The organism is Trujillonella humicola (genome assembly GCF_046233715.1).
Lineage (GTDB): Bacteria > Actinomycetota > Actinomycetes > Mycobacteriales > Geodermatophilaceae > Trujillonella > Trujillonella humicola.
In genome coordinates this window covers 53,102-77,286 of sequence record NZ_JBJNRJ010000018.1, presented here as the reverse complement: position 1 = coordinate 77,286, position 24,185 = coordinate 53,102, and the positions used below count along the sequence as shown (strand labels likewise).

At 75.3% G+C, this 24,185-nt stretch carries 25 protein-coding genes; 2 read left to right on the top strand and 23 right to left on the bottom strand.

All coding sequences use genetic code 11. From position 1 onward, the window contains the following. Nucleotides 1-84: 84 nt before the first annotated feature. The 12 genes from coaBC to pyrR form a co-directional block, all read right to left on the bottom strand. Nucleotides 85-1,302: a bifunctional phosphopantothenoylcysteine decarboxylase/phosphopantothenate--cysteine ligase CoaBC gene (gene coaBC, locus ACK586_RS11805; RefSeq protein ID WP_409330673.1), complete on the bottom strand. Its 1,218-nt coding sequence runs from the start codon at nt 1,300-1,302 to the stop codon at nt 85-87. 176 nt (nt 1,303-1,478) lie between these two features. Next, nucleotides 1,479-1,742: a DNA-directed RNA polymerase subunit omega gene (rpoZ, locus tag ACK586_RS11800; protein ID WP_012949163.1), complete on the bottom strand. Its 264-nt coding sequence runs from the start codon at nt 1,740-1,742 to the stop codon at nt 1,479-1,481. Between the two features lie 55 nt (nt 1,743-1,797). After that, nucleotides 1,798-2,406, bottom strand: a complete 609-nt coding sequence (gene gmk / locus ACK586_RS11795; RefSeq protein ID WP_409330672.1) for a guanylate kinase — start codon at nt 2,404-2,406, stop codon at nt 1,798-1,800. Between the two features lie 36 nt (nt 2,407-2,442). Then, a complete protein-coding gene (mihF, locus tag ACK586_RS11790) occupies nt 2,443-2,799 on the bottom strand; it encodes an integration host factor, actinobacterial type (protein WP_409330671.1) in 357 nt (118 codons plus the stop codon). 460 nt (nt 2,800-3,259) lie between these two features. Beyond that, entirely contained in the window at nt 3,260-4,138 is an 879-nt protein-coding gene (gene pyrF / locus ACK586_RS11785) for an orotidine-5'-phosphate decarboxylase (protein ID WP_409330670.1), read from the bottom strand. Further along, entirely contained in the window at nt 4,135-5,109 is a 975-nt protein-coding gene (locus tag ACK586_RS11780; protein WP_409330669.1) for a dihydroorotate dehydrogenase, read from the bottom strand. Before ACK586_RS11780 ends, pyrF begins: the two co-directional genes overlap by 4 nt. Continuing rightward, nucleotides 5,106-5,987, bottom strand: coding sequence for an iron-sulfur cluster-binding protein (locus ACK586_RS11775; RefSeq protein WP_409330668.1), 882 nt, complete (start codon nt 5,985-5,987; stop codon nt 5,106-5,108). The genes ACK586_RS11780 and ACK586_RS11775 overlap by 4 nt, the downstream gene beginning before the upstream one ends. Next, nucleotides 5,984-9,277 carry a carbamoyl-phosphate synthase large subunit gene (gene carB, locus ACK586_RS11770; protein ID WP_409330667.1) on the bottom strand — a complete coding sequence of 1,098 codons (3,294 nt, stop codon included), beginning with the start codon at nt 9,275-9,277 and terminating at the stop codon, nt 5,984-5,986. Before carB ends, ACK586_RS11775 begins: the two co-directional genes overlap by 4 nt. Then, entirely contained in the window at nt 9,277-10,437 is a 1,161-nt protein-coding gene (carA, locus tag ACK586_RS11765) for a glutamine-hydrolyzing carbamoyl-phosphate synthase small subunit (protein ID WP_409330666.1), read from the bottom strand. Before carA ends, carB begins: the two co-directional genes overlap by 1 nt. Next, a complete protein-coding gene (locus ACK586_RS11760) occupies nt 10,434-11,723 on the bottom strand; it encodes a dihydroorotase (RefSeq protein WP_409330665.1) in 1,290 nt (429 codons plus the stop codon). The genes carA and ACK586_RS11760 overlap by 4 nt, the downstream gene beginning before the upstream one ends. Beyond that, on the bottom strand, nt 11,720-12,640 hold the full coding sequence (locus ACK586_RS11755) for an aspartate carbamoyltransferase catalytic subunit (RefSeq protein WP_409330664.1): 921 nt from the start codon (nt 12,638-12,640) through the stop codon (nt 11,720-11,722). Before ACK586_RS11755 ends, ACK586_RS11760 begins: the two co-directional genes overlap by 4 nt. 64 nt (nt 12,641-12,704) lie before the next feature. Further along, a complete protein-coding gene (pyrR, locus tag ACK586_RS11750) occupies nt 12,705-13,331 on the bottom strand; it encodes a bifunctional pyr operon transcriptional regulator/uracil phosphoribosyltransferase PyrR (protein ID WP_409330663.1) in 627 nt (208 codons plus the stop codon). A 335-nt stretch (nt 13,332-13,666) separates the two neighbouring features. Here pyrR and bldD point away from each other — a divergent pair, with 335 nt between their 5' ends. Both bldD and ACK586_RS11740 read left to right on the top strand, forming a co-directional pair. Further along, nucleotides 13,667-14,212 carry a transcriptional regulator BldD gene (gene bldD / locus ACK586_RS11745; RefSeq protein WP_409330662.1) on the top strand — a complete coding sequence of 182 codons (546 nt, stop codon included), beginning with the start codon at nt 13,667-13,669 and terminating at the stop codon, nt 14,210-14,212. Between the two features lie 306 nt (nt 14,213-14,518). Beyond that, a complete protein-coding gene (locus ACK586_RS11740; protein ID WP_409330661.1) occupies nt 14,519-14,665 on the top strand; it encodes a hypothetical protein in 147 nt (48 codons plus the stop codon). Between the two features lie 25 nt (nt 14,666-14,690). On the opposite strand, the gene nusB is transcribed toward ACK586_RS11740, so the two are convergent. From nusB to ruvX, 11 genes are all read right to left on the bottom strand, one after another. Further along, complete coding sequence (gene nusB, locus ACK586_RS11735; protein ID WP_409330660.1) at nt 14,691-15,095, bottom strand: transcription antitermination factor NusB; 405 nt, start codon at nt 15,093-15,095, stop codon at nt 14,691-14,693. Nucleotides 15,096-15,130: 35 nt separating this feature from the next. Beyond that, nucleotides 15,131-15,691: an elongation factor P gene (efp, locus tag ACK586_RS11730; RefSeq protein ID WP_409330659.1), complete on the bottom strand. Its 561-nt coding sequence runs from the start codon at nt 15,689-15,691 to the stop codon at nt 15,131-15,133. After that, nucleotides 15,691-16,791, bottom strand: coding sequence for a M24 family metallopeptidase (locus ACK586_RS11725; RefSeq protein WP_409330658.1), 1,101 nt, complete (start codon nt 16,789-16,791; stop codon nt 15,691-15,693). Before ACK586_RS11725 ends, efp begins: the two co-directional genes overlap by 1 nt. Nucleotides 16,792-16,867: 76 nt before the next feature. Next, nucleotides 16,868-17,302 (bottom strand): type II 3-dehydroquinate dehydratase, encoded by a 435-nt coding sequence (aroQ, locus tag ACK586_RS11720; protein ID WP_409330657.1) that lies wholly within the window; start codon nt 17,300-17,302, stop codon nt 16,868-16,870. A 22-nt stretch (nt 17,303-17,324) separates the two neighbouring features. After that, nucleotides 17,325-18,374 carry a 3-dehydroquinate synthase gene (gene aroB, locus ACK586_RS11715; protein ID WP_409330656.1) on the bottom strand — a complete coding sequence of 350 codons (1,050 nt, stop codon included), beginning with the start codon at nt 18,372-18,374 and terminating at the stop codon, nt 17,325-17,327. After that, nucleotides 18,371-18,910 (bottom strand): shikimate kinase, encoded by a 540-nt coding sequence (locus ACK586_RS11710; protein WP_409330655.1) that lies wholly within the window; start codon nt 18,908-18,910, stop codon nt 18,371-18,373. Before ACK586_RS11710 ends, aroB begins: the two co-directional genes overlap by 4 nt. A gap of 49 nt (nt 18,911-18,959) precedes the next feature. Further along, a complete protein-coding gene (gene aroC, locus ACK586_RS11705; RefSeq protein WP_409330654.1) occupies nt 18,960-20,138 on the bottom strand; it encodes a chorismate synthase in 1,179 nt (392 codons plus the stop codon). 89 nt (nt 20,139-20,227) lie between these two features. Then, complete coding sequence (locus ACK586_RS11700; protein WP_409330653.1) at nt 20,228-20,722, bottom strand: prepilin peptidase; 495 nt, start codon at nt 20,720-20,722, stop codon at nt 20,228-20,230. A 197-nt stretch (nt 20,723-20,919) separates the two neighbouring features. Continuing rightward, a complete protein-coding gene (locus ACK586_RS11695; protein ID WP_409330652.1) occupies nt 20,920-21,741 on the bottom strand; it encodes a shikimate dehydrogenase in 822 nt (273 codons plus the stop codon). Continuing rightward, nucleotides 21,741-23,504 carry an endolytic transglycosylase MltG gene (mltG, locus tag ACK586_RS11690; RefSeq protein WP_409330651.1) on the bottom strand — a complete coding sequence of 588 codons (1,764 nt, stop codon included), beginning with the start codon at nt 23,502-23,504 and terminating at the stop codon, nt 21,741-21,743. The genes ACK586_RS11695 and mltG overlap by 1 nt, the downstream gene beginning before the upstream one ends. Then, nucleotides 23,501-24,181 (bottom strand): Holliday junction resolvase RuvX, encoded by a 681-nt coding sequence (gene ruvX, locus ACK586_RS11685; protein WP_409330650.1) that lies wholly within the window; start codon nt 24,179-24,181, stop codon nt 23,501-23,503. Before ruvX ends, mltG begins: the two co-directional genes overlap by 4 nt. Nucleotides 24,182-24,185 lie beyond the last annotated feature (4 nt).

Below are 24,185 nucleotides of genomic sequence, written 5' to 3'. Positions count from 1 at the left end.
CCGCCTGACCCCACACTCCAGCCGACCTCGCCGACTGCCGCCGAGGTCCGCTGCAGCGCGTCCGTCGAGTTCCAGTGCGGGTGACTATTTTCCGGTCAGACGGGGGACGACGGCCGACCAGATGCCGGCGGCCACGGCGTCCTTGCTCCCCGGCGGCAGCTCGGTCACCGAGCCGTCCGCCCCGAGCACGACGGCGGCGTTGTCGGGCTTGCCGAACACCTGCCCGCCGGAGACGTCGTTCACCACGAGCAGGTCGCAGCCCTTGCGGGCCAGCTTGGCCCGGCCGTGGGCGAGCACGTCACCCTCGGCGTCGCCGGTCTCGGCGGCGAAGCCGACGACGAGCTGCCCGGGCGCCCGCCCGGCGACGAGCTCGGCGAGCACGTCGGGGTTGCGCACCAGCGGGACGGCGGAGGGCTCGGCGCTCGACCCCTTCTTCAGCTTGGTCGCGGCGACGGTCCCGGGCCGGAAGTCGGCGACGGCCGCGCTCATGACGAGGACGTCGGCGCCCCCTGCCTCCTGCCGCATCGCCGTCCGCAGCTCCTCGGCGGTGCCGACCGGCACCACCCGGACCCCGAACGGCGCCGGCGCCTCGACGTTGGCGGCGACGAGCACGACCTCGGCGCCGCGCGCCGCGGCCACGCGGGCCAGCGCCCAGCCCTGGAGCCCGGACGACCTGTTGCCCAGGTAGCGGACCGGGTCGAGCGGCTCGCGGGTGCCGCCGGCGCTGATCACGACCCGCCGCCCGGCCAGGTCCCGGGCCAGCGCGGGCGCACCCGAGGCGAGCACCAGCTGCGCGAGCGCCGCGACGTCGGCCGGCTCGGGCAGGCGCCCCGGCCCGGAGTCCGGACCCGTCAGCCGGCCGACGGCGGGCGGCAGCACGATCGAGCCGCGGCGGCGCAGGGTCGCGACGTTGTCCCGAGTCGCCGGGTGCAGCCACATCTCGGTGTGCATCGCCGGCACGAAGACGACCGGGCAGTGCGCGGTGAGCAGCGTGGCGGTGAGCAGGTCGTCGGCTCGCCCGGCCGCGGCGCGGGCCAGCAGGTCGGCGGTGGCCGGAGCGACGACGACGAGGTCGGCGGTCTGCCCGATCCGCACGTGGGCCACCTCGGGGACGTCGGACCAGACGTCGGTCGTCACCGGGTTGCCCGACAGCGCCTCGAACGTCGCGGCGCCGACGAAGTGCAGGGCGCCGGGGGTGGGGACGACGCGCACGTCGTGCCCCGCCTCCGTCAGCGCACGCAGCAGCAGGGCCGCCTTGTAGGCGGCCACGCCACCGCTGACGCCCAGGACGATCCGGCTCATGCCCTCATCCTCCCCCGCGCACCTCCGGGGTGTGACACGCGCCTGCGGCACTGCCCATCACACGACGACGCCCCCGGTCAACGGACCGGAGGCGTCATCCCAAAGGACCGTGGAACGGCCCTCTCGCAGGGGCCCGCCGCGAGCTCGCGAGCGGTGGGGGGCGAGGGGGTCCTTCTTCAGTTCTCGCCGGCGGTGTGGGTCAGCAGGCCCTCGTTGATCTCGCGCAGCGCGATCGAGAGCGGCTTCTCCTGGGGCGCGGTGTCGACCAGCGGGCCGACGTACTCCAGCAGGCCCTCGGAGAGCTGGCTGTAGTAGGCGTTGATCTGCCGCGCACGCTTGGCGGCGAAGATCACCAGGCCGTACTTGCTGCTGGTCCGCTCGAGCAGCTCGTCGATCGGCGGGTTGGTGATGCCCTCGGGGGCAGGTGCGACTCCGGACACGGGTGGGCGTGCTCCTCAGATCGGTCAGCGGGAGTGGCCGGCCGGAGGGCCTGGCTCACTCGTGAGCGCCACCGCGGCACAGGTCCGGCGAGGGCGCAGTCAGCAATCCTACCAACTCGTCCGCAGCCCGGGCCACGTCGTCGTTGACCACGACCACGTCGAACTCTCCGGCGGCGTCCAGCTCCGCCTGCGCGATGGCCAGCCGGCGCTCCTGCACCTCCGGCGGCTCGGACCCGCGGCCGGCCAGCCGGCTCACGAGGTCGGCCCACGAGGGTGGGGCGAGGAAGACGAGCTGCGCCCCGGCGTCGCGGGACCGGACCTGGCGCGCGCCCTGCAGCTCGATCTCCAGCAGGGCCGGGGCCCCGGCCGCGAGTCGCTCGCGGACCGGGGCCACCGGCGTGCCGTACCGGTTGCCCGCGTACTCGGCCCACTCGAGCAGGCCGTCGGTGGCGATCAGCCGGTCGAACTCGCCGTCGTCGACGAAGTGGTACTGGACGCCGTCCACCTCACCGGGGCGCGGCCGCCGGGTCGTCGCCGACACCGACAGCCAGACCTCCGGGTAGCGCCGCCGCACCTCGGCGACCACCGTTCCCTTGCCGACCCCGGAGGGGCCGGAGAGCACGGTCAGCCGCGCCGGCGGCGGGCAGGTGGGCGCGTCGGGCACCACTCGTCGTCGTCCTCGTTCTCTCCGGTCGGTGCGTCAGTTGGCGGCGTCGGCGGGGACCTGGTCGGCCGCCACCTGCTCCCCGCCGAACTCCGCCTCCAGGGCCCGGCGCTGGTTGGCGCCCAGCCCCCGGACCCGGCGGGTCGGGGAGATCTCGAGCCGCTCCATGATCTTGGCCGCACGCGCCTTGCCGACGCCGGGGAGGGACTCGAGGACGGCGCTCACGCGCATCTTGCCGATCACCTCGTCGCTCTCGCCCTGACGGAGGACGTCGCCGACGGTGGCGCCCTTGCTCTTGAGCTTCTCGCGGAGCTCGGCGCGCGACTTGCGCGCCGCGGCGGCCTTCTCCAGGGCGGCGGCGCGTTGTTCGGGGGACAGACTGGGAAGGGGCATCGGTGCGATCCGATCGTGTCGTCGCCGGCGACGGTGGACCCCGGCTGGTGGCTGTGCTGGGTCGAGGTGGCACTCCCGGAGGAGCCTGACGCACAACCTAGTAACCGTATATCCGCAGGTCACGCCCGCCTCCGCCACATTTTCCCGGCATCGGGTGCCGTCGCGTTCACCCTCCGTCCACCTCCGTGATGACCCTCCGTCAAGGAGGCAGGTCAACCGGGTTACGCACCGGAGTGGTTCCGGTACGCTACGAGGTGCGCCACACCGTCGTCACGTCGCATGACACGCCGGTGGCCTCCTCCGGCACGCTGTGCCCGCAGGTGGGCCTGCCCGAGCCGGGTCGGGCGCACCGCGCGAGGACGTCCCCGGCGGACGGGGCTCGCGCCGCCCGCACGCTCGCCGGGTCGTCGCCCGGCTCGGCCGTCACTGCGCCCCCGGCCCCCGGCCCCCGGCCCCCGTCTCACCGGGCCAGCGCCTCTGCCCACCGCTGCGCGGCGGCGCGCAGCCCGGCGGCGCCGGGTCCGGCGGTCAGCACGTCCCGTGAGACGGTGGGCACGACGGCGGCGCCGCGTCCGAACAACCGGCGCAGGTCCTCCGGCGACCCGCCCTGCGCGCCGAGCCCCGGGGCGAGCACCGGCCCGCCCAGCCCGGTCAGGTCGACGTCGAGCTCGGCCAGGGTGGCGCCCACGACGACCCCGAACGACCCCGTGGCCGGGCCGAACCGGCTCGCGACGTCCCGGGCGGAGCCGATGTCCGGCAGCGGGTCCCCGACGACCCACTCCGGGGTGTTCCAGCCGCGGACGGTGTCGACGACGACCTGGGCGACCGACCGCTCCCCCACGACCGCGTGCTGGAAGGTGCCCGCGTCCGGGTTCGACGTCCGGGCGAGCACGAACAGCCCGCCCCCGTGCTGCCGCGCGGTGTCGACCGCGGGCTGCAGGGAGCCGGGCCCGAGGTAGGGGCTGACGGTGAGCGCGTCCACGGCGAGCGGGTGGTCGGGACGCAGGTAGTCGGCGTAGGCGTCCATCGTCGACCCGATGTCACCGCGCTTGGCGTCCAGCAGCACCAGCGCGCCGGCCGCGCGGGCCCGGGCGACGGCGTCCTCCAGGACGGCGGCCCCCCGGGACCCGTGCCGCTCGTAGAAGGCCATCTGCGGCTTGAGGACGGCGACGGTGCCGGCCAGAGCGTCGACGACGGCGTCGGTGAAGCGCGCCAGCCCCTCCGGCGAGTCCGGCAGGCCCCAGCGCTCCAGCAGCGGCGGGTGCGGGTCGACGCCGACGCACAGCGGCCCGCGGGCGGCGACGGCGTCGGCCAGCCGCGCGCCGAACGCGGCGCTCATCGGTGCGCGTACCCGACGGCCTCGCGCAGCGAGGAGAACCCGCGCTCCGCCAGGGCGCCGGCCAGTTCCCGGTGCACCCGGGCGGTCGCCGACGGGTCGTTGAAGACCGCCGTCCCCACGCTGACCGCCGACGCGCCGGCGAGGACGAACTGCAGGGCGTCCAGGCCGTTGCGGATGCCGCCCATGCCCAGGATCGGCACCTCGGGCAGCGCCGCGTGGACCTGCCAGACGCAGCGGACGGCGACCGGGCGGACGGCGGGGCCCGAGAGCCCCCCGGTGACCCCGCCGAGGACCGGCTTCATCGTGCCGGGGTCGATGACCAGCCCGAGCAGGGTGTTGATCATCGACAGCCCGTCGGCGCCGGCCCCGGTGACCGCGCGGGCCACCGAGACGATGTCGGTGACGTCGGGGCTGAGCTTGGCGTAGACCGGCTGCGCGGGGTCGGCGGCGTCCCGCACCGCGGCGACCACGTCGGAGGCCGCGACCGGGTCGCAGGCGAACACCTCACCGCGGCTCTCGACGTTCGGGCAGCTGATGTTGACCTCGAGGCCCAGGACGCCGGGGACGCCGCGCAGCCGGGTGGCCAGCTCGGCGAAGTCCTCGACCCGGGTGCCCGCGATGGAGACGAACGCGGGCACTCCGCGCTCGGCCAGCCAGGGCAGCTCACCGTCCAGCAGGCCGTCGATACCGGGGCCCTGCAGGCCGATGGAGTTGATCATCCCGCTGGGGGTCTCGGCCATCCGCGGCGTCGGCCGCCCGGAGCGGGGACGCAGCTGGACCGACTTGGTGACCACGGCGCCCAGGCCGGTCAGGTCGACGAAGGGCTCGAGCTCGCGGCCGAACGCCGAGCAGCCCGACGCGGTGAGCACCGGGCCGACGAGCGGCGCGGACCCCAGGGCCGTCGTCATGTCCACGGCCGTCCCCGGCCCCCCGCCGAAGTGGCCACTTCGGCGGGTACCGACCGCGGTCACGGGGCGACCACCCCCATCGCGTCGGCGCCCACGACGTCCCACGGCAGCGAGCCGACGTCGGCGAAGCGCACCCGGTCCCCGCCGAAGACGGGTCCCTCGGTGCAGGACCGCGAGAAGCGGGTGAGCCCGTCGGCCCCCACCACCGGCAGGACGCAGGTCATGCAGACGCCGATCCCGCAGGCCATCGACTCCTCGACGGCGACGTAGGAGGGAACCCCCGCGGCGGTCGCGGCGTCGGCGACCGCCCGCAGCATCGGCATCGGCCCGCAGGCGTAGGCGATGCCGGCCTCCCCCACGAGGTCGTCCACGGCGACGGTCACCCGGCCGGCGCGCCCGGCGCTGCCGTCGTCGGTGGTGACCTCGACCCAGTCGGCGACCGCCCGGAGCTCCCCCACCGAGCACAGCCGCGCGGCGTCGGCGGCGCCGCTGACGGCCAGCACCCGCGAGCCGCGGGAGCGCAGCAGCGCCGCGAGCCCCACCAGCGCCGCCGCCCCGTAGCCGCCGCCCACCAGCAGGGCGGTCGTCCCGGGCTCCGGCAGCGGGAAGGGCCGGCCGAGCGGGCCGACGACGTCCACGACGTCCCCCGGCCGGCGCTGCGCCAGCCAGGTCGAGCCGGGCCCGTGCGGGGCGACGACGACGCCGACCGTCTCCTCGCCGGTGCCGGCGATGGCGATCGAGCGGCGCAGCAGGTTCGCCGACAGCGGGCCGCCGACGGCGAACGCCACGAACTGGCCCGGCTGCGCCAGCCCGGCGATCTCCGGCGCGCCCAGGGTCAGCTCGACGTAGGCCCCGACGGGTCGGGCGGCGAGCACCTCGGCCTCGCGCTGCACCGGCCGGGAGTCCGCCGGCGGCGCCGGCTGCGTCAGGTAGGAGGTCACCGGCCGGCCGCCAGGGCGGCGTGCAGCTCCTGCAGGCTCCGGACGCCGATGTCACCGGCCCGCAGCGCCTCGATGCCCTGCACCGCGGCCGCCATGCCCTGAACGGTCGTGATGCTCGGGACGCCGGCGCTGATGGCGGCGGCCCGGATCTCGTAGCCGTCCAGGCGCGGACCGCTGTTGCCCGGCGACCCGAACGGGGTGTTGACGACCATGTCGACGTCGCCGGCCAGGATCCGCTCCACGCAGTTGCCCGGGCCCTCGCTGTACTTGCCGACGACCTCGCAGTCGACGCCGTTGCGGCGCAGCACCTGCGCGGTGCCCGCCGTGGCGAGGATCCGGAAGCCGAGGTCGGCCAGCCGCTTGACCGGGAAGATCGCCGAGCGCTTGTCCCGGTTGGCCAGCGACACGAACACCGTGCCGTCGGTGGGCAGCGAGCCGTAGGCGGCCGCCTGGGACTTGGCGAAGGCCGTGCCGAAGCCGGTGTCCAGGCCCATGACCTCGCCGGTGGACTTCATCTCCGGCGAGAGCACGGTGTCGACGTTGTGCCCCTCCACGGTGCGGAACCGGTTGAAGGGCAGCACGGCCTCCTTGACCGCGATCGGCATGTCCGCGGGCAGGTCGCCGCCGTCGCCGGTGGGGGGCAGCACGCCGGCCTGCCGCAGGTCGGCGATCGACTCGCCCACGGCGATCCGGGCGGCGGCCTTGGCCAGCTGCACCGCGGTGGCCTTGGAGACGAACGGCACCGTGCGGCTGGCCCGCGGGTTGGCCTCGATGACGAAGAGGATGTCGTCCTTGATGGCGTACTGGACGTTCACCAGACCGCGGACGCCGACGCGGGCGGCCAGCTTCTCCGTGGCGCTGCGGATCTTCGCGATGTCCGCGTCGCCGAGGGTGATCGGCGGCAGCGCGCACGCCGAGTCGCCGGAGTGGATGCCGGCCTCCTCGATGTGCTCCATGACCCCGCCGAGGTACAGCTCGGCGCCGTCGTAGAGGGCGTCGACGTCGATCTCGACCGCGTCCTCCAGGAAGCGGTCGACCAGGACCGGGTGCTCGGGGCTGACGTCGGTGGCTTTGGCGATGTAGGCCTCGAGGGTGCCCTCGTCGTAGACGATCTCCATGCCCCGGCCGCCGAGCACGTAGGAGGGCCGCACCAGCACCGGGTAGCCGATCTCGGCGGCGATCGCGCGGGCCTCGGCGAAGGTGGTCGCCGTCCCGTGCTTGGGCGCCTGGAGCCCGGTGTCGGCGAGCACCCGGGAGAAGGCGCCGCGGTGCTCGGCGTCGTCGATCGCCTCCGGCGAGGTGCCCAGCACCGGCACGCCGGCGTCCTTGAGCCGCTGCGCCAGGCCGAGCGGCGTCTGCCCGCCGAGGGTGCAGATGACCCCGGCGACCGGGCCCGCGGCGCGCTCGGCCTCGACCACCTCGAGGACGTCCTCGAAGGTGAGCGGCTCGAAGTACAGCCGGTCGGCGGTGTCGTAGTCGGTGGAGACGGTCTCGGGGTTGCAGTTGACCATCACCGCCTCGTAGCCGGCGTCCTGCAGCGCCATCACCGCGTGCACGCAGGAGTAGTCGAACTCGATGCCCTGGCCGATCCGGTTCGGCCCGGAGCCCAGGATCAGCACCGCCGGCCTGTCCCGCGGCTCGACCTCGGTCTCCTCGTCGTAGGACGAGTAGTGGTACGGCGTCCGGGCGGCGAACTCCGCGGCGCAGGTGTCGACGGTCTTGTAGACCGGCCGGATGCCCAGCCGCCAGCGCAGCGTGCGGACGCCGTCCTCGCCGGCGAGCTCCGGGCGCAGTGCGGCGACCTGCCGGTCGGACAGGCCGTGCCGCTTCGCCCGGCGCAGCAGCGCCGCGGTCACCGCGGGAGCGTCGCGCAGCTCGGCGGCGACCTCCTGCACCAGCGCGATCTGGTCGACGAACCACGGGTCGAAACCGCTGGCAGCCGCCACCTCCTCGACGGTGGCCCCGGCGGCCAGCGCCTGCTCGGCGGTGTACAGCCGGCCGTCGACCGGCGTCCGCAGGACGTCGAGCAGTTCCTCGGCCGACCGGGTGTCGGGAGCGCCGGTCCAGAAACCGGCGACCTTCGTCTCCGTCGAGCGCATGGCCTTGCCCAGCGCCTCGGGGAAGTTGCGGCCCATCGCCATGACCTCGCCGACGCTCTTCATCGTCGTCGTCAGCCGCGGGTCCGCGCCGGGGAACTTCTCGAACGCGAAGCGCGGGATCTTCACCACGACGTAGTCCAGCGTCGGCTCGAAGGCCGCGGGGGTGACCCCGGTGATGTCGTTGGTGATCTCGTCGAGCGTGTAGCCGATGGCGAGCTTCGCGGCGATCTTGGCGATCGGGAAGCCGGTGGCCTTCGACGCCAGCGCGCTCGACCGGGACACCCGCGGGTTCATCTCGATGACCACGAGCCGGCCGTCGGCGGGGTTGACGGCGAACTGGATGTTGCAGCCGCCGGTGTCCACCCCGACCTCGCGCAGCACGGCGATCCCGACGTCGCGCATCCGCTGGTACTCGACGTCCGTGAGCGTCATCGCCGGGGCGACGGTCACCGAGTCGCCGGTGTGCACGCCCATCGCGTCGACGTTCTCGATCGAGCAGATGACGACCACGTTGTCGCTGCGGTCGCGCATCAGCTCGAGCTCGTACTCCTTCCAGCCCAGCACCGACTCCTCGATGAGCACGGTGTGCACCGGGGAGTCGGCCAGCCCGTGCCCGGCCATGCGGCGCAGCATCGCCTCGTCGGTGGCGAACCCCGAGCCCAGGCCACCCATGGTGAACGAGGGCCGGATGACGACGGGGTAGCCGACCTCGGCCGCGGTCTCCAGCGCCTCCTCGACGCTGCCGCACACCCGCGAGCGGGGCGCGTCGGCACCGATCGAGCGCACGATGTCCTTGAACTTCTGCCGGTCCTCGCCGCGGTTGATCGCGTCGACGTCGGCGCCGATCAGCCGGACCCCGTACTTCTCCAGGACGCCGTTCTCGTACAGCCCGATGGCGATGTTCAGCGCGGTCTGCCCGCCGAGGGTGGCCAGCAGCGCGTCGGGGCGCTCCTTGGCGATGACCCGCTCGACGAACTCCGGGGTCAGCGGCTCGACGTAGGTGGCGTCGGCGATCTCCGGGTCGGTCATGATCGTCGCCGGGTTGCTGTTGACCAGGCTGACCCGCAGCCCCTCGGCCTTGAGGACCCGGCAGGCCTGGGTGCCGGAGTAGTCGAACTCGGCGGCCTGGCCGATGAGGATCGGCCCGGAGCCGATCACCATGACGTGCTCGATGTCGGTGCGCTTGGGCATCAGGCCTTCTCCCCCGTGCTGTGCTCGACGACGGGGGCCGGGCTGACCGCGGCCCCACCGCTGCGGGTGGTCTCCATCAGGTCGACGAACCGCTGGAACAGCGGCGCCGCGTCGTGCGGGCCGGCCGCGGACTCCGGGTGGAACTGGACGCTGAACGCCGGCGCCCCGAGCAGCCGCAGGCCCTCCACCACGTCGTCGTTGAGGCCGACGTGGCTGACCTCCACCGGCCCGTAGGGCGTGTCGGTGGGCCGGTCGAGCGGGGCGTCCACGGCGAAACCGTGGTTGTGGCTGGTCACCCGCACCGTGCCGCTGACCCGGTCGAGCACCGGCTGGTTCAGCCCGCGGTGGCCGAAGCGCAGCTTGTAGGTGCCCAGGCCCAGCGCCCGGCCGAGGATCTGGTTGCCGAAGCAGATGCCGAACAACGGCCGCCGCGCGTCGAGCACCCCGCGCACCGCGCGCACGGCGTAGTCGGCGGCGGCCGGGTCACCCGGGCCGTTGGAGAGGAAGACGCCGTCCGGGCCGGCCGCCAGCAGCTCCTCGGCGGTCGCGGTCGAGGGCAGCACGTGGGTCTCGACGCCGAGCTCGGCCAGGTGGCGCGGGGTGGCGGTCTTGATGCCGAGGTCGAGCGCGGCGATGGTGAACCGCTTCTCCCCCACCGCCGGCACGACGTACGCCTCGCCGGTGCTCACCGTCGGGGCGAGGTCCGCGCCGACCATGCTCTCGCCCGACCGCACCCGCGCCAGCAGCTCCTCGCCGTCCAGCTCGGTGCTGATGCCGGCCCGCATGGCGCCGCGCTCGCGCAGGTGCCGGGTGAGCGCGCGGGTGTCGATGCCGCTGATGCCGACGACGCCCTGGGCGACCAGCTCGTCGTCCAGGCTGCCGGTGGCCCGCCAGTTGGCCGGCCGGCGCGCGGGGTCGCGGACGACGAAGCCGGCCACCCACATCCGGCTGCTCTCGTCGTCCTCGCCGTTCACGCCGGTGTTGCCGATGTGCGGCGCGGTCATCGCGACGATCTGCCCGGCGTAGCTCGGGTCGGTCAGCGTCTCCTGGTAGCCGGTCATGCCGGTGGCGAAGACCGCCTCGCCGACCGTCGTCCCGGTCGCGCCGTAGGTGTCGCCGCGGAACGTGCGCCCGTCCTCCAGGACGAGGATCGCGCTCATCGGGCCGCCTTGCCGTCGGTCACTGTCGGGACACCTCTCAGGAACGTGTGGACGACGCGGCCGGGCAGCTCCCGCCCGGCGTAGGGGCTGTTGCGGCTGCGGCTGGCCAGCGCGCCCGGGTCGACCACCGACCGGCCGGCCGGGTCCAGCAGCAGCAGGTTGGCGGGCTCGCCGGGGGCGAGGGGCCGGCCGTGACCGGTCAGCCGCCCGATGGCGGCCGGGCGCACCGACATCCGGTCGGCGACGCCGGCCCAGTCCAGCAGGCCGGTCTCGACCATCGTGTCCTGCACGACCGCCAGCGCCTGCTCCAGCCCCAGCATCCCGGGACGGGCCTGCGCCCACTCGCACTCCTTGTCCTCCACCGCGTGCGGGGCGTGGTCGGTGGCGACGCAGTCGATCGTCCCGTCGGCCAGTCCGAGCCTCACGGCCGTGACATCGGTGTCGGTGCGCAGCGGCGGGTTCACCTTGAACACCGGGTCGTAGCCCTCGGCGCAGGCGTCGGTGAGCAGCAGGTGGTGCGGGGTGACCTCGGCGGTGACGTCCACGCCGCGGGCCTTGGCCCACCGCAGGATCTCCACCGACCCGGCGGTCGACACGTGGCAGACGTGCAGCCGGGCGCCCACGTGCTGGGCCAGCAGCACGTCGCGGGCGATGATCGCCTCCTCCGCGGCGGCGGGCCAGCCGGTCAGGCCCAGCCGCGCGGAGCGGTCGCCCTCGTGCATCTGCGCGCCCGCGGTCAGCCGCGGCTCCTCGGCGTGCTGGGCGACGACGCCGTCGAAGGCCTTCACGTACTCCAGCGCGCGGCGCATCAGCGCGGGGTCGGCGACGCAGTGCCCGTCGTCGGAGAACACCCGCACGGTCGCCGCCGAGTCGGCCATCGCGCCCAGCTCGGCCAGCCGCTCGCCGCGCAGGCCGACGGTGACCGCGCCGACCGGGACGACGTCGACCAGCCCGGCCTGCTGGCCCAGCCGCCACACCTGCTCGACGACGCCGGCGGTGTCGGCGACGGGGTCGGTGTTGGCCATCGCGTGGACGGCGGTGAAGCCCCCCAGCGCGGCGGCCCGGCTGCCGGTCTCGACGGTCTCGGCGTCCTCCCGGCCCGGCTCGCGCAGGTGGGTGTGCAGGTCGACCAGCCCGGGCAGCGCGACCAGGCCCGAGGCGTCGAGCACCTCGACGCCGGTCGCGGCCAGGCTGTCGCCGACGGCGGCGATCCGCCCGTCCTTCAGCAGCAGGTCGGCGGGGTCGCCGCCCAGGAGGCGGGCCCCCTTGATCAGGTACGAGGTCACTGCGGGGCCCCTCCGAGCAGCAGGTACAGGACGGCCATGCGGACGGAGACCCCGTTGCCGACCTGCTCGACGATGGTGGAGCGCACCGAGTCGGCGACGTCGGCGGCGATCTCCATGCCGCGGTTCATCGGGCCGGGGTGCATGACGATCGCGTCGTCCCCCAGCGCGGCCACCCGCCGGGCGTCCAGGCCGTAGCGCCGGCTGTACTCGCGGGCGCTGGGGAAGAACGACGCGTTCATCCGCTCGGCCTGCACGCGCAGCATCATCACCACGTCGGCCTTGGGCAGGACGGCGTCCAGGTCGTAGGAGACCTCCGCCGGCCAGCTGCCCACGCCGACCGGCAGCAGCGTCGGCGGCGCGACGAGGGTGACCTCGGCGCCGAGGGTATGCAGCAGCCGCACGTTGGAGCGGGCCACCCGGCTGTGCAGCACGTCGCCGACGATCGCCACCCGGACGCCGTCCAGCCGGCCGAGCCGCCGGCGGATCGTGTAGGCGTCCAGCAGCGCCTGGGTGGGGTGCTCGTGCGTGCCGTCGCCGGCGTTGACGACGCTGCCGCGCACCCAGGAGGAGAGCTGGTGCGGGGCGCCGGAGGCGCCGTGCCGGATGACGATGGCGTCGCTGCCCATCGCCTCCAGGGTGAGCGCGGTGTCCTTGAGGCTCTCCCCCTTGGAGACGCTGCTGCCCTTGGCGGAGAAGTTGATGACGTCGGCGGACAGGCGCTTGGCGGCCAGCTCGAAGCTGATCCGGGTGCGGGTGGAGTCCTCGTAGAACAGGTTGACCACCGTGCGCCCGCGCAGGGTCGGCAGCTTCTTGACCTCGCGCCCGGTCAGGGCCGCCTCGATCTGGCCGGCGGTGTCGAGCACCAGGGTGGCGTCGGCGCGGTCGAGGTCGGCGGCCTCCAGCAGGTGCCGCTTCACGCGGGCCCCCCGGCGTGGCTCCGCGCTGGCTCCGCTCCTCGCTCGCTGGCGCTCGCTGCGATGCTCACTCGCTGTCGCCTCCCGCGTCCGCCTCCGTGACGACCACCTCGTCGGCCCCGTCGACCTCGGCCAGCCGCACGCGCACCGACTGGTTGCGGGAGGTCGGCACGTTCTTGCCGACGTAGTCCGCGCGGATCGGCAGCTCCCGGTGGCCGCGGTCGACCAGCACCGCGAGCTGCACCGCCCGCGGCCGGCCGAGGTCGCGCAGCGCGTCGAGGGCGGCGCGGACCGAGCGGCCGGAGAACAGCACGTCGTCGACGAGCACCACCAGCCGGCCGTCGATGCCGGCACCGGGCAGCACCGTGTCCTCGAGCGCGCGGACGCCGCGCAGTCGCAGATCGTCGCGGTAGAGCGTGATGTCGACGGTGCCGACGTCGATCGGCGTGCCGGAGAATGCCTCGACGCGGCCGGCGAGCCGGCGGGCGAGCGGGGCACCGCGGGTGGGGATGCCGACCAGGACGAGATCGGCCAGCGTCGGCCGGTCGTCGGCCCCGCCCCCGCACTTCTCGATGAGCTGGTGGGCCATCCGGTCGACCACGCGGGCGACGTCGGAGGCGGTCAGCAGCGCACCGGGCGCTGCGGGACCGCGGGGATCGCGGCTGCTCGGGGCAGCCGGGGGCGAGCCGGCCATCAGGCCTCCTTCCCCGCCTCACCGGACGGGTCGTTAAAGGAGTGGGGTGGACCGGCTTCCACCGTACTGGACCGGTTCGTGCGCCCGCGGGCCCCGGTCCGGGCGGCGGAACGGCCGGGACCGGCACCGCGGTGACCACCGGGAACGCCACCCGCAGGCCACCCGCACCGCCACCGGAACGCCACGGCGGCGCCGCGCGTCGAACTCCCCGGAGGCGTAGTGGCTGGTGGAGGATGTGACACCCAGGAGTGGCCCGCTGTCGCGGCGACCCGCCTACCAGTACGGTGAGTGACGACAGCGCCCCACGAACGACGACGGACAGTGAGCGACACGGGATGAGCACCGACTACTCACGGGCCCTCGGTGCCCGGCTCCGCGCGATCCGCAACCAGCAGGGGCTCTCCCTGCAGGGGGTGGAGGACAAGTCGCACGGTCGCTGGAAGGCGGTCGTGGTCGGCTCCTACGAGCGCGGCGACCGCGCCGTGACGGTGCAGCGGCTCTCGGAGCTGGCCGTCTTCTACGGCGTGCCGGTCTCCGAGCTGCTGCCCGACCCGCGGCCGAGCTCGGCGGTGACCGCGACGACCAAGATCGTGCTCAACCTGGAGTCGCTGGGCTCGCTGCCCGCCGACGAGGCGGGGCCGCTGGCCCGCTACGCCTCGACCATCCAGGCGCAGCGCCACGACTACAACGGCAAGGTGCTCAGCATCCGCGCCGAGGACCTCAAGTCGCTGGCGATCATCTACGACATGAGCCCCGACGAGCTGACCAGCCGGCTCATCGAGTGGGGCGTCCTCTCCCCCGGCATGGAGGGCATCGCCGGAGGGGACGACGAGGACGCCGAGCCCAACCCGAACTGGGAGCGCCGCCGCACCCCCCGCTGAACCGCGACGCACGAGCGAGGCCCGGTCCCGTCAGGGGCCGGGCCTCGCGGGCGTTCCGGGCTGGGTCCGGGCCGGGTCCGGGCGACGGACGTCCCCGGGCGACGGACGTCCGACGCCGGGGCTTTGTCCCGTGACCGGCCACCGGCCGTCCTGTCCTGGCCGGTGCGGGGACAACGCCCGACGACGTCCGGGGAGCCACGCGGCCCAGGCGCTCGCAAGCCGTCTGCAAGGGAACTGTCAGTGGCCGCTCGTAGCGTCCGGGACGTCAGCAGATCAGCCGTCGAGCCCAGCCCGAGGAGCTCCCCCGTGCCCGTCGCCACGCCGCCCGTCCCGAACCGCGACCTGGTGCTGGCCGCGCACCGCCGCCCCGCGCTGAGGCGGGCGCACCGGCGCCAGTCCAGCGCCCGCCTGGCCGCGATGCTGGCCGCGGCGGGCACCGGCCGTCGCCCCTGAGCGCCGAGCCGGTGGGGAGCGGAGCTCAGGCCGGCACTTCGGCGTCGAGGATCGCGCCGAGCACGCCGTTGACGAACGAGGGCGAGTCGTCGGTCGACAGCGACCGGGCGAGCTCGACCGCCTCGTCGATCACGACCGGGTCGGGCACGTCGTCGGCCCACAGCAGCTCGAACGTCGCCATGCGCAGGATGGCGCGGTCGACGTCGGGCAGCCGCTGCAGCGACCAGCCCCGGGCATGGGTGCCGATCAGCTCGTCGATCCGGGCGGCGTTGCCGGCGACGCCCTCGACCAGCCGCACGGTGTGCTCGGCCACCGGCGGCTGGCCCTCCGCGATGCGGTCGCGGAGCACGTCCATCGGGTCGGAGCCGCGCAGGTCGGCCTCGTAGAGGACGTCGACGGCGCGCTTGCGGGCCTTGCTGCGGGCAGCCATGCGGGGTCGCTGGTTCCGGGCCGGCGGGGAGGGCGTCAGTTGGCCCGGCCGAGGTACCGGCCGTCGCGGGTGTCGACCTTGAGCTTGTCGCCGGTGTTGACGAACAGCGGCACCTGGATCTGCGCGCCGGTCTCCAGCGTCGCGGGCTTGGTGCCACCGGTGGAGCGGTCACCCTGCAGGCCCGGATCGGTGTGCTGGACGACCAGCTCGAGGGTGACCGGGAGCTCGACGTACAGCGGCGTCCCGTCGTGGACCGCGACGACGACCTCGGTGTTCTCCAGCAGGTAGTCCGCGCCGCCGCCGACCGTGCCCTCGGGGACGTGGATCTGGTCGTAGGTGTCGCCGTCCATGAAGACGAAGTCGGTGCCGTCCTTGTACAGATACGTCATGTTCCGCTTGTCGACGTTGGCGGTCTCGACCTTGGTGCCGGCGTTGAAGGTCTTGTCCACGACCTTGCCCGACAGCACGTTCTTCAGCGTCGTCCGCACGAAGGCGCCGCCCTTGCCGGGCTTGACGTGCTGGAACTCGGTGACGGCCCACAGCTGGCCGTCGAGGTTGAGGACCATGCCGTTCTTGAGGTCGTTGGTGGTAGCCATCAGATGACCAGCAGTTCCTTGCTCGTGAGGGTCAACAACTCGGGCTCGTCGTCCGTGACGACCAGGGTGTCCTCGATCCGGACCCCGCCGTGGCCGGGCAGGTAGACCCCCGGCTCCACGGTGACGGCCATGCCGGCGGCCAGCCTACCCGCGCCCTGCGGGCCGATGCCCGGCGCCTCGTGGATCTGCAGCCCCACGCCGTGCCCGAGGCCGTGCGAGAAGTGCTCGGCGTGGCCGGCCGCGGCGATGACGTCGCGGGCGGCGGCGTCGACCGCGACGACGTCGGCCCCCACCGCGAGGGCCGCCCGGCCGGCGGCCTGCGCGGCGGCGACGAGGTCGTGGATCTCGCGCTGCCAGTCCGCCGCGTGCCCGAGAACCAGCGTGCGGGTCATGTCGGAGTGGTAGCCGTCGACGATCGCGCCGAAGTCGAGCTTGAGGAAGTCGCCCTCGCGCAGCACCGACGCATCGGGCCGGTGGTGCGGGATCGCGGAGTTGGGGCCGGCGGCGACGATCGTCTCGAACGACGGACCCTCGGCGCCCAGGTGCATCATCCGCGCATCGAGCTCGCGGCCGACCTGCAGCTCGGTGCGACCGGGCCGCAGCGCACCCTCGGCGGCGAGCTCGGCCAGGGCGGCGTCGGCGATCGCGCAGGCCCGGCGCAGGGCGGCGATCTCGTCGTCGTCCTTCACCGCGCGCAGCTCCTCCACCGCGCGGCGGACGCTCGTCAGCTCCGGCGTGGCGCCCCCGGAGGCCTCGGCGAGCACCTCCTCCAGGGCGGCCAGGCCGTCGACGGTCACCACGTGGCTCTCGAAGCCGATGCGGCCGGCCCCGTCGCGCACCGCGGCCCGCGCGAGCGCGCCGACGGTGCCGCGGTCGACCACGACCTCCAGATCGGGCACCTGGGTGGCGGCCTGGGTGGTGTACCGGCCGTCGGTGCCGAACAGGTCGGGCCGGTCGGTGCGCAGCAGCAGCGCCCCGTTGGAGCCGGTGAACCCGGTCAGGTACCGGACGTTGCGCAGGTCGGTCACCAGGACGGCGTCCAGCCCGCGCGCGGCGGCCATGCCCCGCAGCCGCTCCCTGCGCTGCGCCGGGCGGCTCACCGTGCCCTCCGCTCGGCTCCGCGCTCGCTCCGCTCCTCGCTCGCAGGGCTCGCTGCGAGGCTCGCTCGCTGTCGCCTCACCGCGCGTCCCGGGCGGCCAGCCAGCGCAGCGCCAGCACGTAGCCGTCGACCCCGAGCCCGGCGATCACGCCGGAGACGACCGGCGAGACGTAGGAGTGCCGGCGGAACTCCTCCCGGGCGTGCACGTTGCTGATGTGCACCTCGACCACCGGGGCCGTGGCCGACGCCAGCGCGTCCCGCAGCACGACCGAGGTGTGCGTCCATCCGCCGGGGTTGACCACGATCGGGTCGCCGGCGTCGGTGGCCTCGTGCACCCAGCGCAGCAGCTCGCCCTCGTCGTCGGTCTGGCGCACCCGGACGTGCAGGCCGAGCTGCGCGCCGGCGGCCTCGACCAGCTCGACGAGCTGGGCGTGGGTCGTCGTCCCGTACACCTCGGGCTCGCGGGTGCCCAGCCGGCCGAGATTGGCGCCGTTGAGGACCTGGATGGTCACGCTGCCTCCGTCGTCTCGGTCGTCACGCGGCGACGGCGGTCCACGCCGCGTCGAGCCACGCCTGGTCGGGGTCGGTCAGGATCCGCGGTCGGCCCATCCCGTCGAGGACGACGAACCGCAGCGTCGCCCCCCGGGCCTTCTTGTCGATGCGCATGACGCCCTGGATCGTCGCCCAGTCCCCGGTGTAGCGCGTGGGCAGGCCCAGGGCCTCGACGAGGGCGCGGTGCCGGTCGACCTCGGCGCGGGTGAGCAGGCCGGCCTGGCCGCCCAGTTCGGCGGCGAAGACCAGCCCGACGGCGACGGCCTCGCCGTGCCGCCAGCCGAAGTCCTCGACCCGCTCGATGGCGTGCGCGAGCGTGTGCCCGTAGTTGAGGAACTCGCGGCGGCCGGTGTCGAACAGGTCCTCGCCGACGGCGTCGGCCTTGACCTGCACGGCGCGCTCGATGAGCTCGGCGGTGTCCCGGCGGCCGGTGGGGTCGGCCTCCAGCAGCTCCAGGATCCGGCCGTCGGCGATGAAGCCGCACTTGACGACCTCGGCCAGGCCCGACCGGAACTCCGCCTCGGGCAACCCGGCGAGCACGTCGGTGTCGGCGAGCACGCCCGCGGGCGGGTGGAAAGCGCCGACGAGGTTCTTGCCCGCCCCGGTGTTGATGCCGGTCTTGCCACCGACGGCGGCGTCGACCATGCCGAGCAGGCTGGTGGGCAGGTGCACGACCCGCACGCCGCGCACCCAGGTGGCGGCGAGGAAGCCGGCGAGGTCGGTGACCGCTCCCCCGCCGACGCCGACGACGGCGTCGCTGCGGGTCAGCCCGAGCCGCCCGAACTCCTCCCACGCGCCGGCCGCGACCTCGGCGGTCTTGGCCGCCTCGCCGTCGGGGACGACGACGGCCTCGGCGGCGACACCGGCGGTCTGCAGCGTCTCCACCGCGGCGCCGGCGAGCGCGGCCAGCGGCGGGGCGTGCACGACGACGGCGCGCGGAGTGCCGGCCAGCACCAGCGCCAGCTCGGTCTGCGCCCCGGGGCCGATGACGACCTCGTAGGGCTTCTCCCCCGGGACGGACACCCGCCTCACCGGGGCACCTCCGTCGACGCGGGCAGGGCGGCGAGCACCTCGGCCACGACCTCCTCCGACGGGCGGTCGCCCGTGTGCACGGTCGCGGTGGCGACCTCGGCGTAGAGCGGCGCGCGCGCCTCCAGCAGCGTGCGCAGCACCGCCCGGGGGTTGACCGCCAGCAGCGGGCGGTCGCGGTTGAACCCTGCCCGGCGGGCGGCGGTGGCGAGGTCGACGTCGAGCCAGACGACGGTGCCGCCGGCCCGGCCGTGGGCGACCAGCAGCGCACGGGTGGCCTCGGAGAGGACCGAGCCACCGCCGAGGGCGAGGACGCCGTCGTGCTCGGCCAGCGCCCGGGCGACCGCGTCGGCCTCGAGCCGGCGGAAGTGCTCCTCGCCGTGGTCGACGAACAGGTCGGCGACCCGGCTGCCGGTGGCCGCCTCGACGTCGGCGTCGGTGTCGCGGAAGGCGAGCCCCCGGGCGGCCGCGACCGCCCGGCCGACCGTGGTCTTGCCGGAGGTGGGCGGCCCGACCAGGACCAGCACGGGGCCGCTCACGGGACCGGCCGCCTCATCGGATCGGCCCGCCTCATCGGATCGGCCCGCCTCATCGGATCGGGAGCGCGTCGAGGTAGGCCTGCGCGTTGCGGCGGGTCTCGGCCAGCGAGTCGCCGCCGAACTTCTCCAGCGCCGCGTCGGCCAGCACCAGGGCGACCATCGCCTCCATCACGACCGAGCCGCGGGGCACCGCGCAGGCGTCGCTGCGCTGGTTGATCGCGACGGCGGCGTCCCCGGTGGCCACGTCGACGGTGGCCAGCGCCCGCGGCACCGTGGAGATCGGCTTCATCGCCGCGCGGACGCGGACGACGTCGCCGTTGGTCATGCCGCCCTCGATGCCGCCCGCACGGTCGGACAGCCGCTGGATCCGGCCGTCGGCGAGGACGATCTCGTCGTGGGCGACCGAGCCGCGGCGGCGGGCGGTCTCCAGGCCGTCGCCGACCTCGACGGCCTTGACCGACTGCACCCCCATGAGCGCGCCGGCCAGCCGCGAGTCCAGCCGCCGGTCCCAGTGCACGTGGCTGCCCAGCCCCGGCGGCAGGCCGTGCACGACGACCTCGATGACGCCGCCGAGGGTGTCGCCGTTCTTGCGCACGTCGTCGATCTCGGCGGTCATCGCCGCGCTGGTCCCGGGGTCGGCGCACCGCACCGGGTCCTCGTCGATCCGCGGGTTGTCCCCCGGCCCGGGGACGAGCCCGTCGGGGGCCACGACCGGGCCGATCGCCACGACGTGGCTGACGACCTCCACGCCCAGGGCCTGGCGGAGGAACGCCTTCGCGATGGCGCCGAGCGCGACGCGCGCCGCGGTCTCGCGGGCGCTGGCGCGCTCGAGCACCGGCCGGGCGTCGTCGAAGCCGTACTTCTGCATGCCCGGCAGGTCGGCGTGGCCCGGCCGCGGGCGGGTGAGCGGGGCGTTGCGGGCCTGACCGGCGAGCACCTCGGCGTCGACCGGGTCGGCGGCCATGACCGTCTGCCACTTCGGCCACTCGGTGTTCCCCACCTGGACGGCGATCGGCCCCCCCTGGGTGCGGCCGTGCCGCACCCCGCCGGTGAGGGAGACGGCGTCCTGCTCGAACGACATCCGCGCGCCGCGGCCGTGGCCCAGCCGGCGGCGGGCCAGGTCGACGTCGAGGTCGGAGGTCTGCACGGCGACCCCGGCGGGCAGCCCCTCGAGGATGGCGGTGAGCTGAGGGCCGTGCGACTCACCGGCGGTCAGCCAGCGCAACATGGCGGCGATTCTGCCAGCCGCCGGTCCCGCTCCCCCGGCCCGCCCGCTGGGCGCGGCGCGGGCCTGCGCGCCGCGGCGGGGCACCTGCCTCAGACGAGGGGTGCCGGCACCGTCAGGGCGAGGGCGAGGACGGCCCCGGCCAGCAGCGGCGGCCCGAACGGGACGGCGGTGCGCCAGCCGGCGCGGCGGGTCGCCACCAGCACCAGGGAGCCGGCCGCGCCGACCAGCAACCCGAGGAACACCCCGGCGAGCAGCACCCCCCAGCCGGCCCAGCCCAGCAGCACCCCGAGCAGCCCGAGCAGCTTGACGTCACCGAAGCCGAGCCCGCCCGCGGACAGCGCGCCGGCGAGCGCCGCGACGGCGAACGCGGCCGCGCCGGCCAGCACGGCCCGGGCCAGCGCCGGCCAGCTGCCCGTCGCGGCGGCGTCGACCACCAGCGCGGTGAGGCAGGCGGCGACCGCCGGGACCAGCACCCGGTCGGGCAGCCGGTGGACGGCGACGTCGACCGCCGCGAGCAGCAGGCCGGCGCCGGACGCCCAGACCAGCGCCACCGCCGCGGGCCGGACCCCGGTCAGCTGCAGCACCCCCGCGACCAGCAGCCCGAGCAGCAGCGACGTGACGAGGACGCGCCCTGGACCGGGCCGGGCGTCCTCGTCGCCGGCCGCCAGCCGGACGCTGCGCCGGGCGAGCCAGGGCCCGGCAGCCAGCGCGCAGGTGCCCGCGACGGCGGCGACGGCCCACGGGTCGAGCGGGACGCCGCCGGTGCCGAGCCCGCCGCCGGTCAGCGCCCGGCCCCGGTGCGGGCGTCCAGCGCCCGGCGCATCTCCTCGATCGGTGCCGGGTGGCCGGTCATGAGCTCGACCTGGGCGGTGGCCTGCCAGAAGAGGACCTCCAGGCCGCCGATCACCGCCCCGCCGGCTGCCGTCACCGCAGCCGCCAGCGGGGTCGGCCAGGGCGCGTAGAGGACGTCGAGCACGGTCTGCCCGGCGCGCCACCCCAGGTCGATCAGCCCGGGCTGGCCGTCGATGGGCACGGTGCTCACCACGACCGGCGCGCTCACCGCGGCTCCGGCCAGGCGGTGCACGGTCGAGGCGACGCCCAGGGCGTCGAGCACGCGGGTCACCTCGCCGGCCCGCGCGGGTTCGCGGACGACGACGTCGACGTGCTCGGCCCCCAGCGACGCGAGCGCGACGGCGGCCGCCACCGCGGTGCCGCCGGCGCCGAGGAGCGCCGCGTGCGGCACGGGCTCGGCGGCGTCGAGCGACAGCCCGATCTGCAGCGCCGCGCCCACGCCGCCGACGTCGGTGTTCTCGGCCCGCCAGCCGCCGTCCACCGTCCGCACCAGGGTGTTGGCCGCGCCCAGCAACCGCGGCAGGCGGTCGACGACGTCGGCCGCACGCACCGCGGCCTGCTTGCAGGGCATCGTCACCGAGAAGCCGCGCCACTCCGGTCCCAGGCCGGCGATGAGCTCGGGCAGCTCCTCGACGCCCACGTCGAGGGCGTCGTAGGTCCAGTCGGTCAGGCCGAGCGCGGCGTAGGCCGCCCGGTGCAGCAGCGGGGACAGCGAGTGCGTCACCGGCCGGCCGAGGACCGCCGCCCGCATCAGTCCGGGTTCTCCGCCAGCCACTGCCGGAACAGCGCCACGTTCGCCGCGTGCTCCTCGGCGGTGGTCCCGAAGCGGGTCTCGCCGGTGGTGGGGTTCACCGTGACGAAGTAGATCCACGGGCCCGGCGTCGGGTCGAGCACCGCGTTGATCGCCTGCTCGCCCGGGTTGCCGATCGCGCCCGGGGGCAGCCCCGGTGCGTAGTACGTGTTGTACGGCGAGGGGTTGGCCCGGTCCTCGGCGGTGGTGGTGATCCCGGTGTTCCCGGTGGCGTAGTTGACCGTGCTGTCCAGCTGCAGCGCCATGCCGATGCCCAGCCGGTTCTCCAGGACCCGGGCGACCATGCCCATGTCCTCGGGCAGCGCCGCCTCGGCCTGCACCAGGCTCGCCTTGGTGAGCACGGTGAGCCGCTGGTCCTCGGGCACGCCCAGCCGGTCCAGCGTCTGCACCGTCCGGCTGACCATCGTCGCCAGCATCTGCGCCGCCGTCGTCTCCGGCTCAAAGTCGTAGGTGGCCGGGAACAGCCAGCCCTCGAGCAGCCCGTTGGCGTACGCCGGGAGCCCCGTGGCAGCCGGGTCGACCGCCGCGGCGTTGAGCTCCTCGACCGGGGTGTCGGTCTCCTCGGCGAGCCGCTCCAGCACCCGGGTGACGGTGAAGCCCTCGGGGATGGTGACGCGGGAGAACAGCCGGCTGGCCGGGTCGAGCAGCAGGTCGAGTGCGGCCTCGCCGCTCATCTGCTGGCGCAGTCCGTAGACGCCGGGCTGGATGCCCCGCGCGGCCGGCCGCGACTCGGCGGCGGTCACGAACGGGCGCACGGACGCGATCACGTCGGCGTCGACGAGCGTGCGGCCGATGTCGCTGAGCGTGTCACCGTCGGACACCCGCACCTGCACGCTGCCGGTGCCCGCGCCCGCGTAGTCCTCGGCGGCGGGGTTCACGAGGTCGATCAGCGCCTTCCCGCCGTAGACGATGCCGCCCACGAGCGCGGCGAGCACGACCAGGGAGAGGACGACGGCCAGCGGCCTGCGCCGTCGGCGGCGCGGGCCGGACACGGCATACCCGTCGTCGGCATGCTCGTCGTCGGGATGCCCGTCGTCGGGGTGCCCGTCGTCGGGGTGCCCGTCGTCGCCGATGACCTCGAGGCCGCCGGTCGCGTCGTCGTCGTGGTCGGCTCCGTCGTGGCCGCCCGGCTCGTGGTCGCCCGGGAGGTGGTCGCCGTGGGCGTCGTGCGCGTCCGGGGCGGGGGCACCCGTGGTGCGGGGATCGGGCCGGTCCGGGCCGGGCCGGGGCGAGGTGTGCGGGTGGCCGGCGGACCCGCCGGCCGGAGGCGGCGGCACCGCGGAACCGACCGCCGGCTGGGCCACCGTGGCCTCCTCGTCCGGCGGGACGTCGCCACGGCGCTGCAGCCGGGACCACGTGCCGGCCGGCCGCGGGGGCAGCGGGGGGCCGGCCTGCGTTCCGGGCGGTGGCGGGGGGTCTGCCGGGGCGTCTCCGAGGCCGGGCATGCGGCCGGTGCGGTCGTCGTCGGGCGAGGAGTGCCGGGCGTACTCGGCGATCGGGAAGTCGGGGGCGTGCTCGCGGTCGATGACACCCGCGCGGCGGCGGGGCGGTGCCGCCGGCGCCGGGCCCACCGTGGTCTCCGGGTCCGGCCGCACCGGGGCCTGCTGCCGGGGCAGCCCGGCCGCCCAGGCGCTCAGCGACTGGCCGGCCCCGTCCGGCCCGGTGTGCCGACCCCGCCCGCCGGGCGGGGTCGGGAAGCTCACGAGCGCCCCCGCTGGGCGTCGAGATACGCCTGCAGGATGACCACGGCGGCGGCCTGGTCGATCACCGGGCGCTGCTGGCGGCTGTCGAGCCCGCTCGCCCGCAGGGATCCGGCTGCGGTCACGGTGGAGAGCCTTTCGTCGACGAGGTGCACGGGCACGGCGCCGATGCGCCCGGCCAGGGCCCGAGAGTAGGCACGGGCCTCGCGTGCCGAGGCGCCCGACGCACCCGACAGGTGCCGCGGCTCCCCCACGATCACCTCTGTCACCTCGTGTTCCACGACGAGCGCCGCGATCCGGTCCAGGTCGGACTCGTCGCGGGCGCGCTGGACGGTCTCCAGCGGGCTGGCCAGCGTGCCGGTCGGGTCGGACAGCGCCACCCCGACGCGGACCGTGCCCACGTCCAGGCCCAGCCGGCGGCCCTGCCGGCCGCGGCGCGGCGGCAGCGGCGGCAGACCGGCGGGCAGGCCGCGGGACAGGTCGATCTCGGTGGTCTCGTTGCGCACCGGCGGGAAGCCGGCGCCGCGCAGGTCGATCTCCGTGGTGGCGTGGTGCACCGGCTGCTCCTGAGTCGGCGGCTGGCCGGCCGGACGTGGCCGCGCCGGCGGGACCGCGGGGCGCTGCACGCGCCGCGGTCCCGCCGGGCCGGTCTCCTCGGGGTCGTAGCGCTGCTCGGGCATCTCA

What these genes read in the sequence shown, in the direction of transcription:
- coaBC (WP_409330673.1), bottom strand. Translation starts at nt 1,302, where the DNA reads ATGAGCCGGATCGTCCTGGGCGTCAGCGGTGGCGTGGCCGCCTACAAG.
- mihF (WP_409330671.1), bottom strand. Translation starts at nt 2,799, where the DNA reads ATGCCCCTTCCCAGTCTGTCCCCCGAACAACGCGCCGCCGCCCTGGAG.
- pyrF (WP_409330670.1), bottom strand. Translation starts at nt 4,138, where the DNA reads ATGAGCGCCGCGTTCGGCGCGCGGCTGGCCGACGCCGTCGCCGCCCGC.
- carB (WP_409330667.1), bottom strand. Translation starts at nt 9,277, where the DNA reads ATGCCCAAGCGCACCGACATCGAGCACGTCATGGTGATCGGCTCCGGG.
- carA (WP_409330666.1), bottom strand. Translation starts at nt 10,437, where the DNA reads ATGAGCGCGATCCTCGTCCTGGAGGACGGGCGCACGTTCCGCGGCGAC.
- pyrR (WP_409330663.1), bottom strand. Translation starts at nt 13,331, where the DNA reads ATGGCCGGCTCGCCCCCGGCTGCCCCGAGCAGCCGCGATCCCCGCGGT.
- bldD (WP_409330662.1), top strand. Translation starts at nt 13,667, where the DNA reads ATGAGCACCGACTACTCACGGGCCCTCGGTGCCCGGCTCCGCGCGATC.
- nusB (WP_409330660.1), bottom strand. Translation starts at nt 15,095, where the DNA reads ATGGCTGCCCGCAGCAAGGCCCGCAAGCGCGCCGTCGACGTCCTCTAC.
- efp (WP_409330659.1), bottom strand. Translation starts at nt 15,691, where the DNA reads ATGGCTACCACCAACGACCTCAAGAACGGCATGGTCCTCAACCTCGAC.
- aroC (WP_409330654.1), bottom strand. Translation starts at nt 20,138, where the DNA reads ATGTTGCGCTGGCTGACCGCCGGTGAGTCGCACGGCCCTCAGCTCACC.
- ACK586_RS11695 (WP_409330652.1), bottom strand. Translation starts at nt 21,741, where the DNA reads ATGCGGGCGGCGGTCCTCGGCCGGCCGGTGACGCACTCGCTGTCCCCG.
- ruvX (WP_409330650.1), bottom strand. Translation starts at nt 24,181, where the DNA reads ATGCCCGAGCAGCGCTACGACCCCGAGGAGACCGGCCCGGCGGGACCG.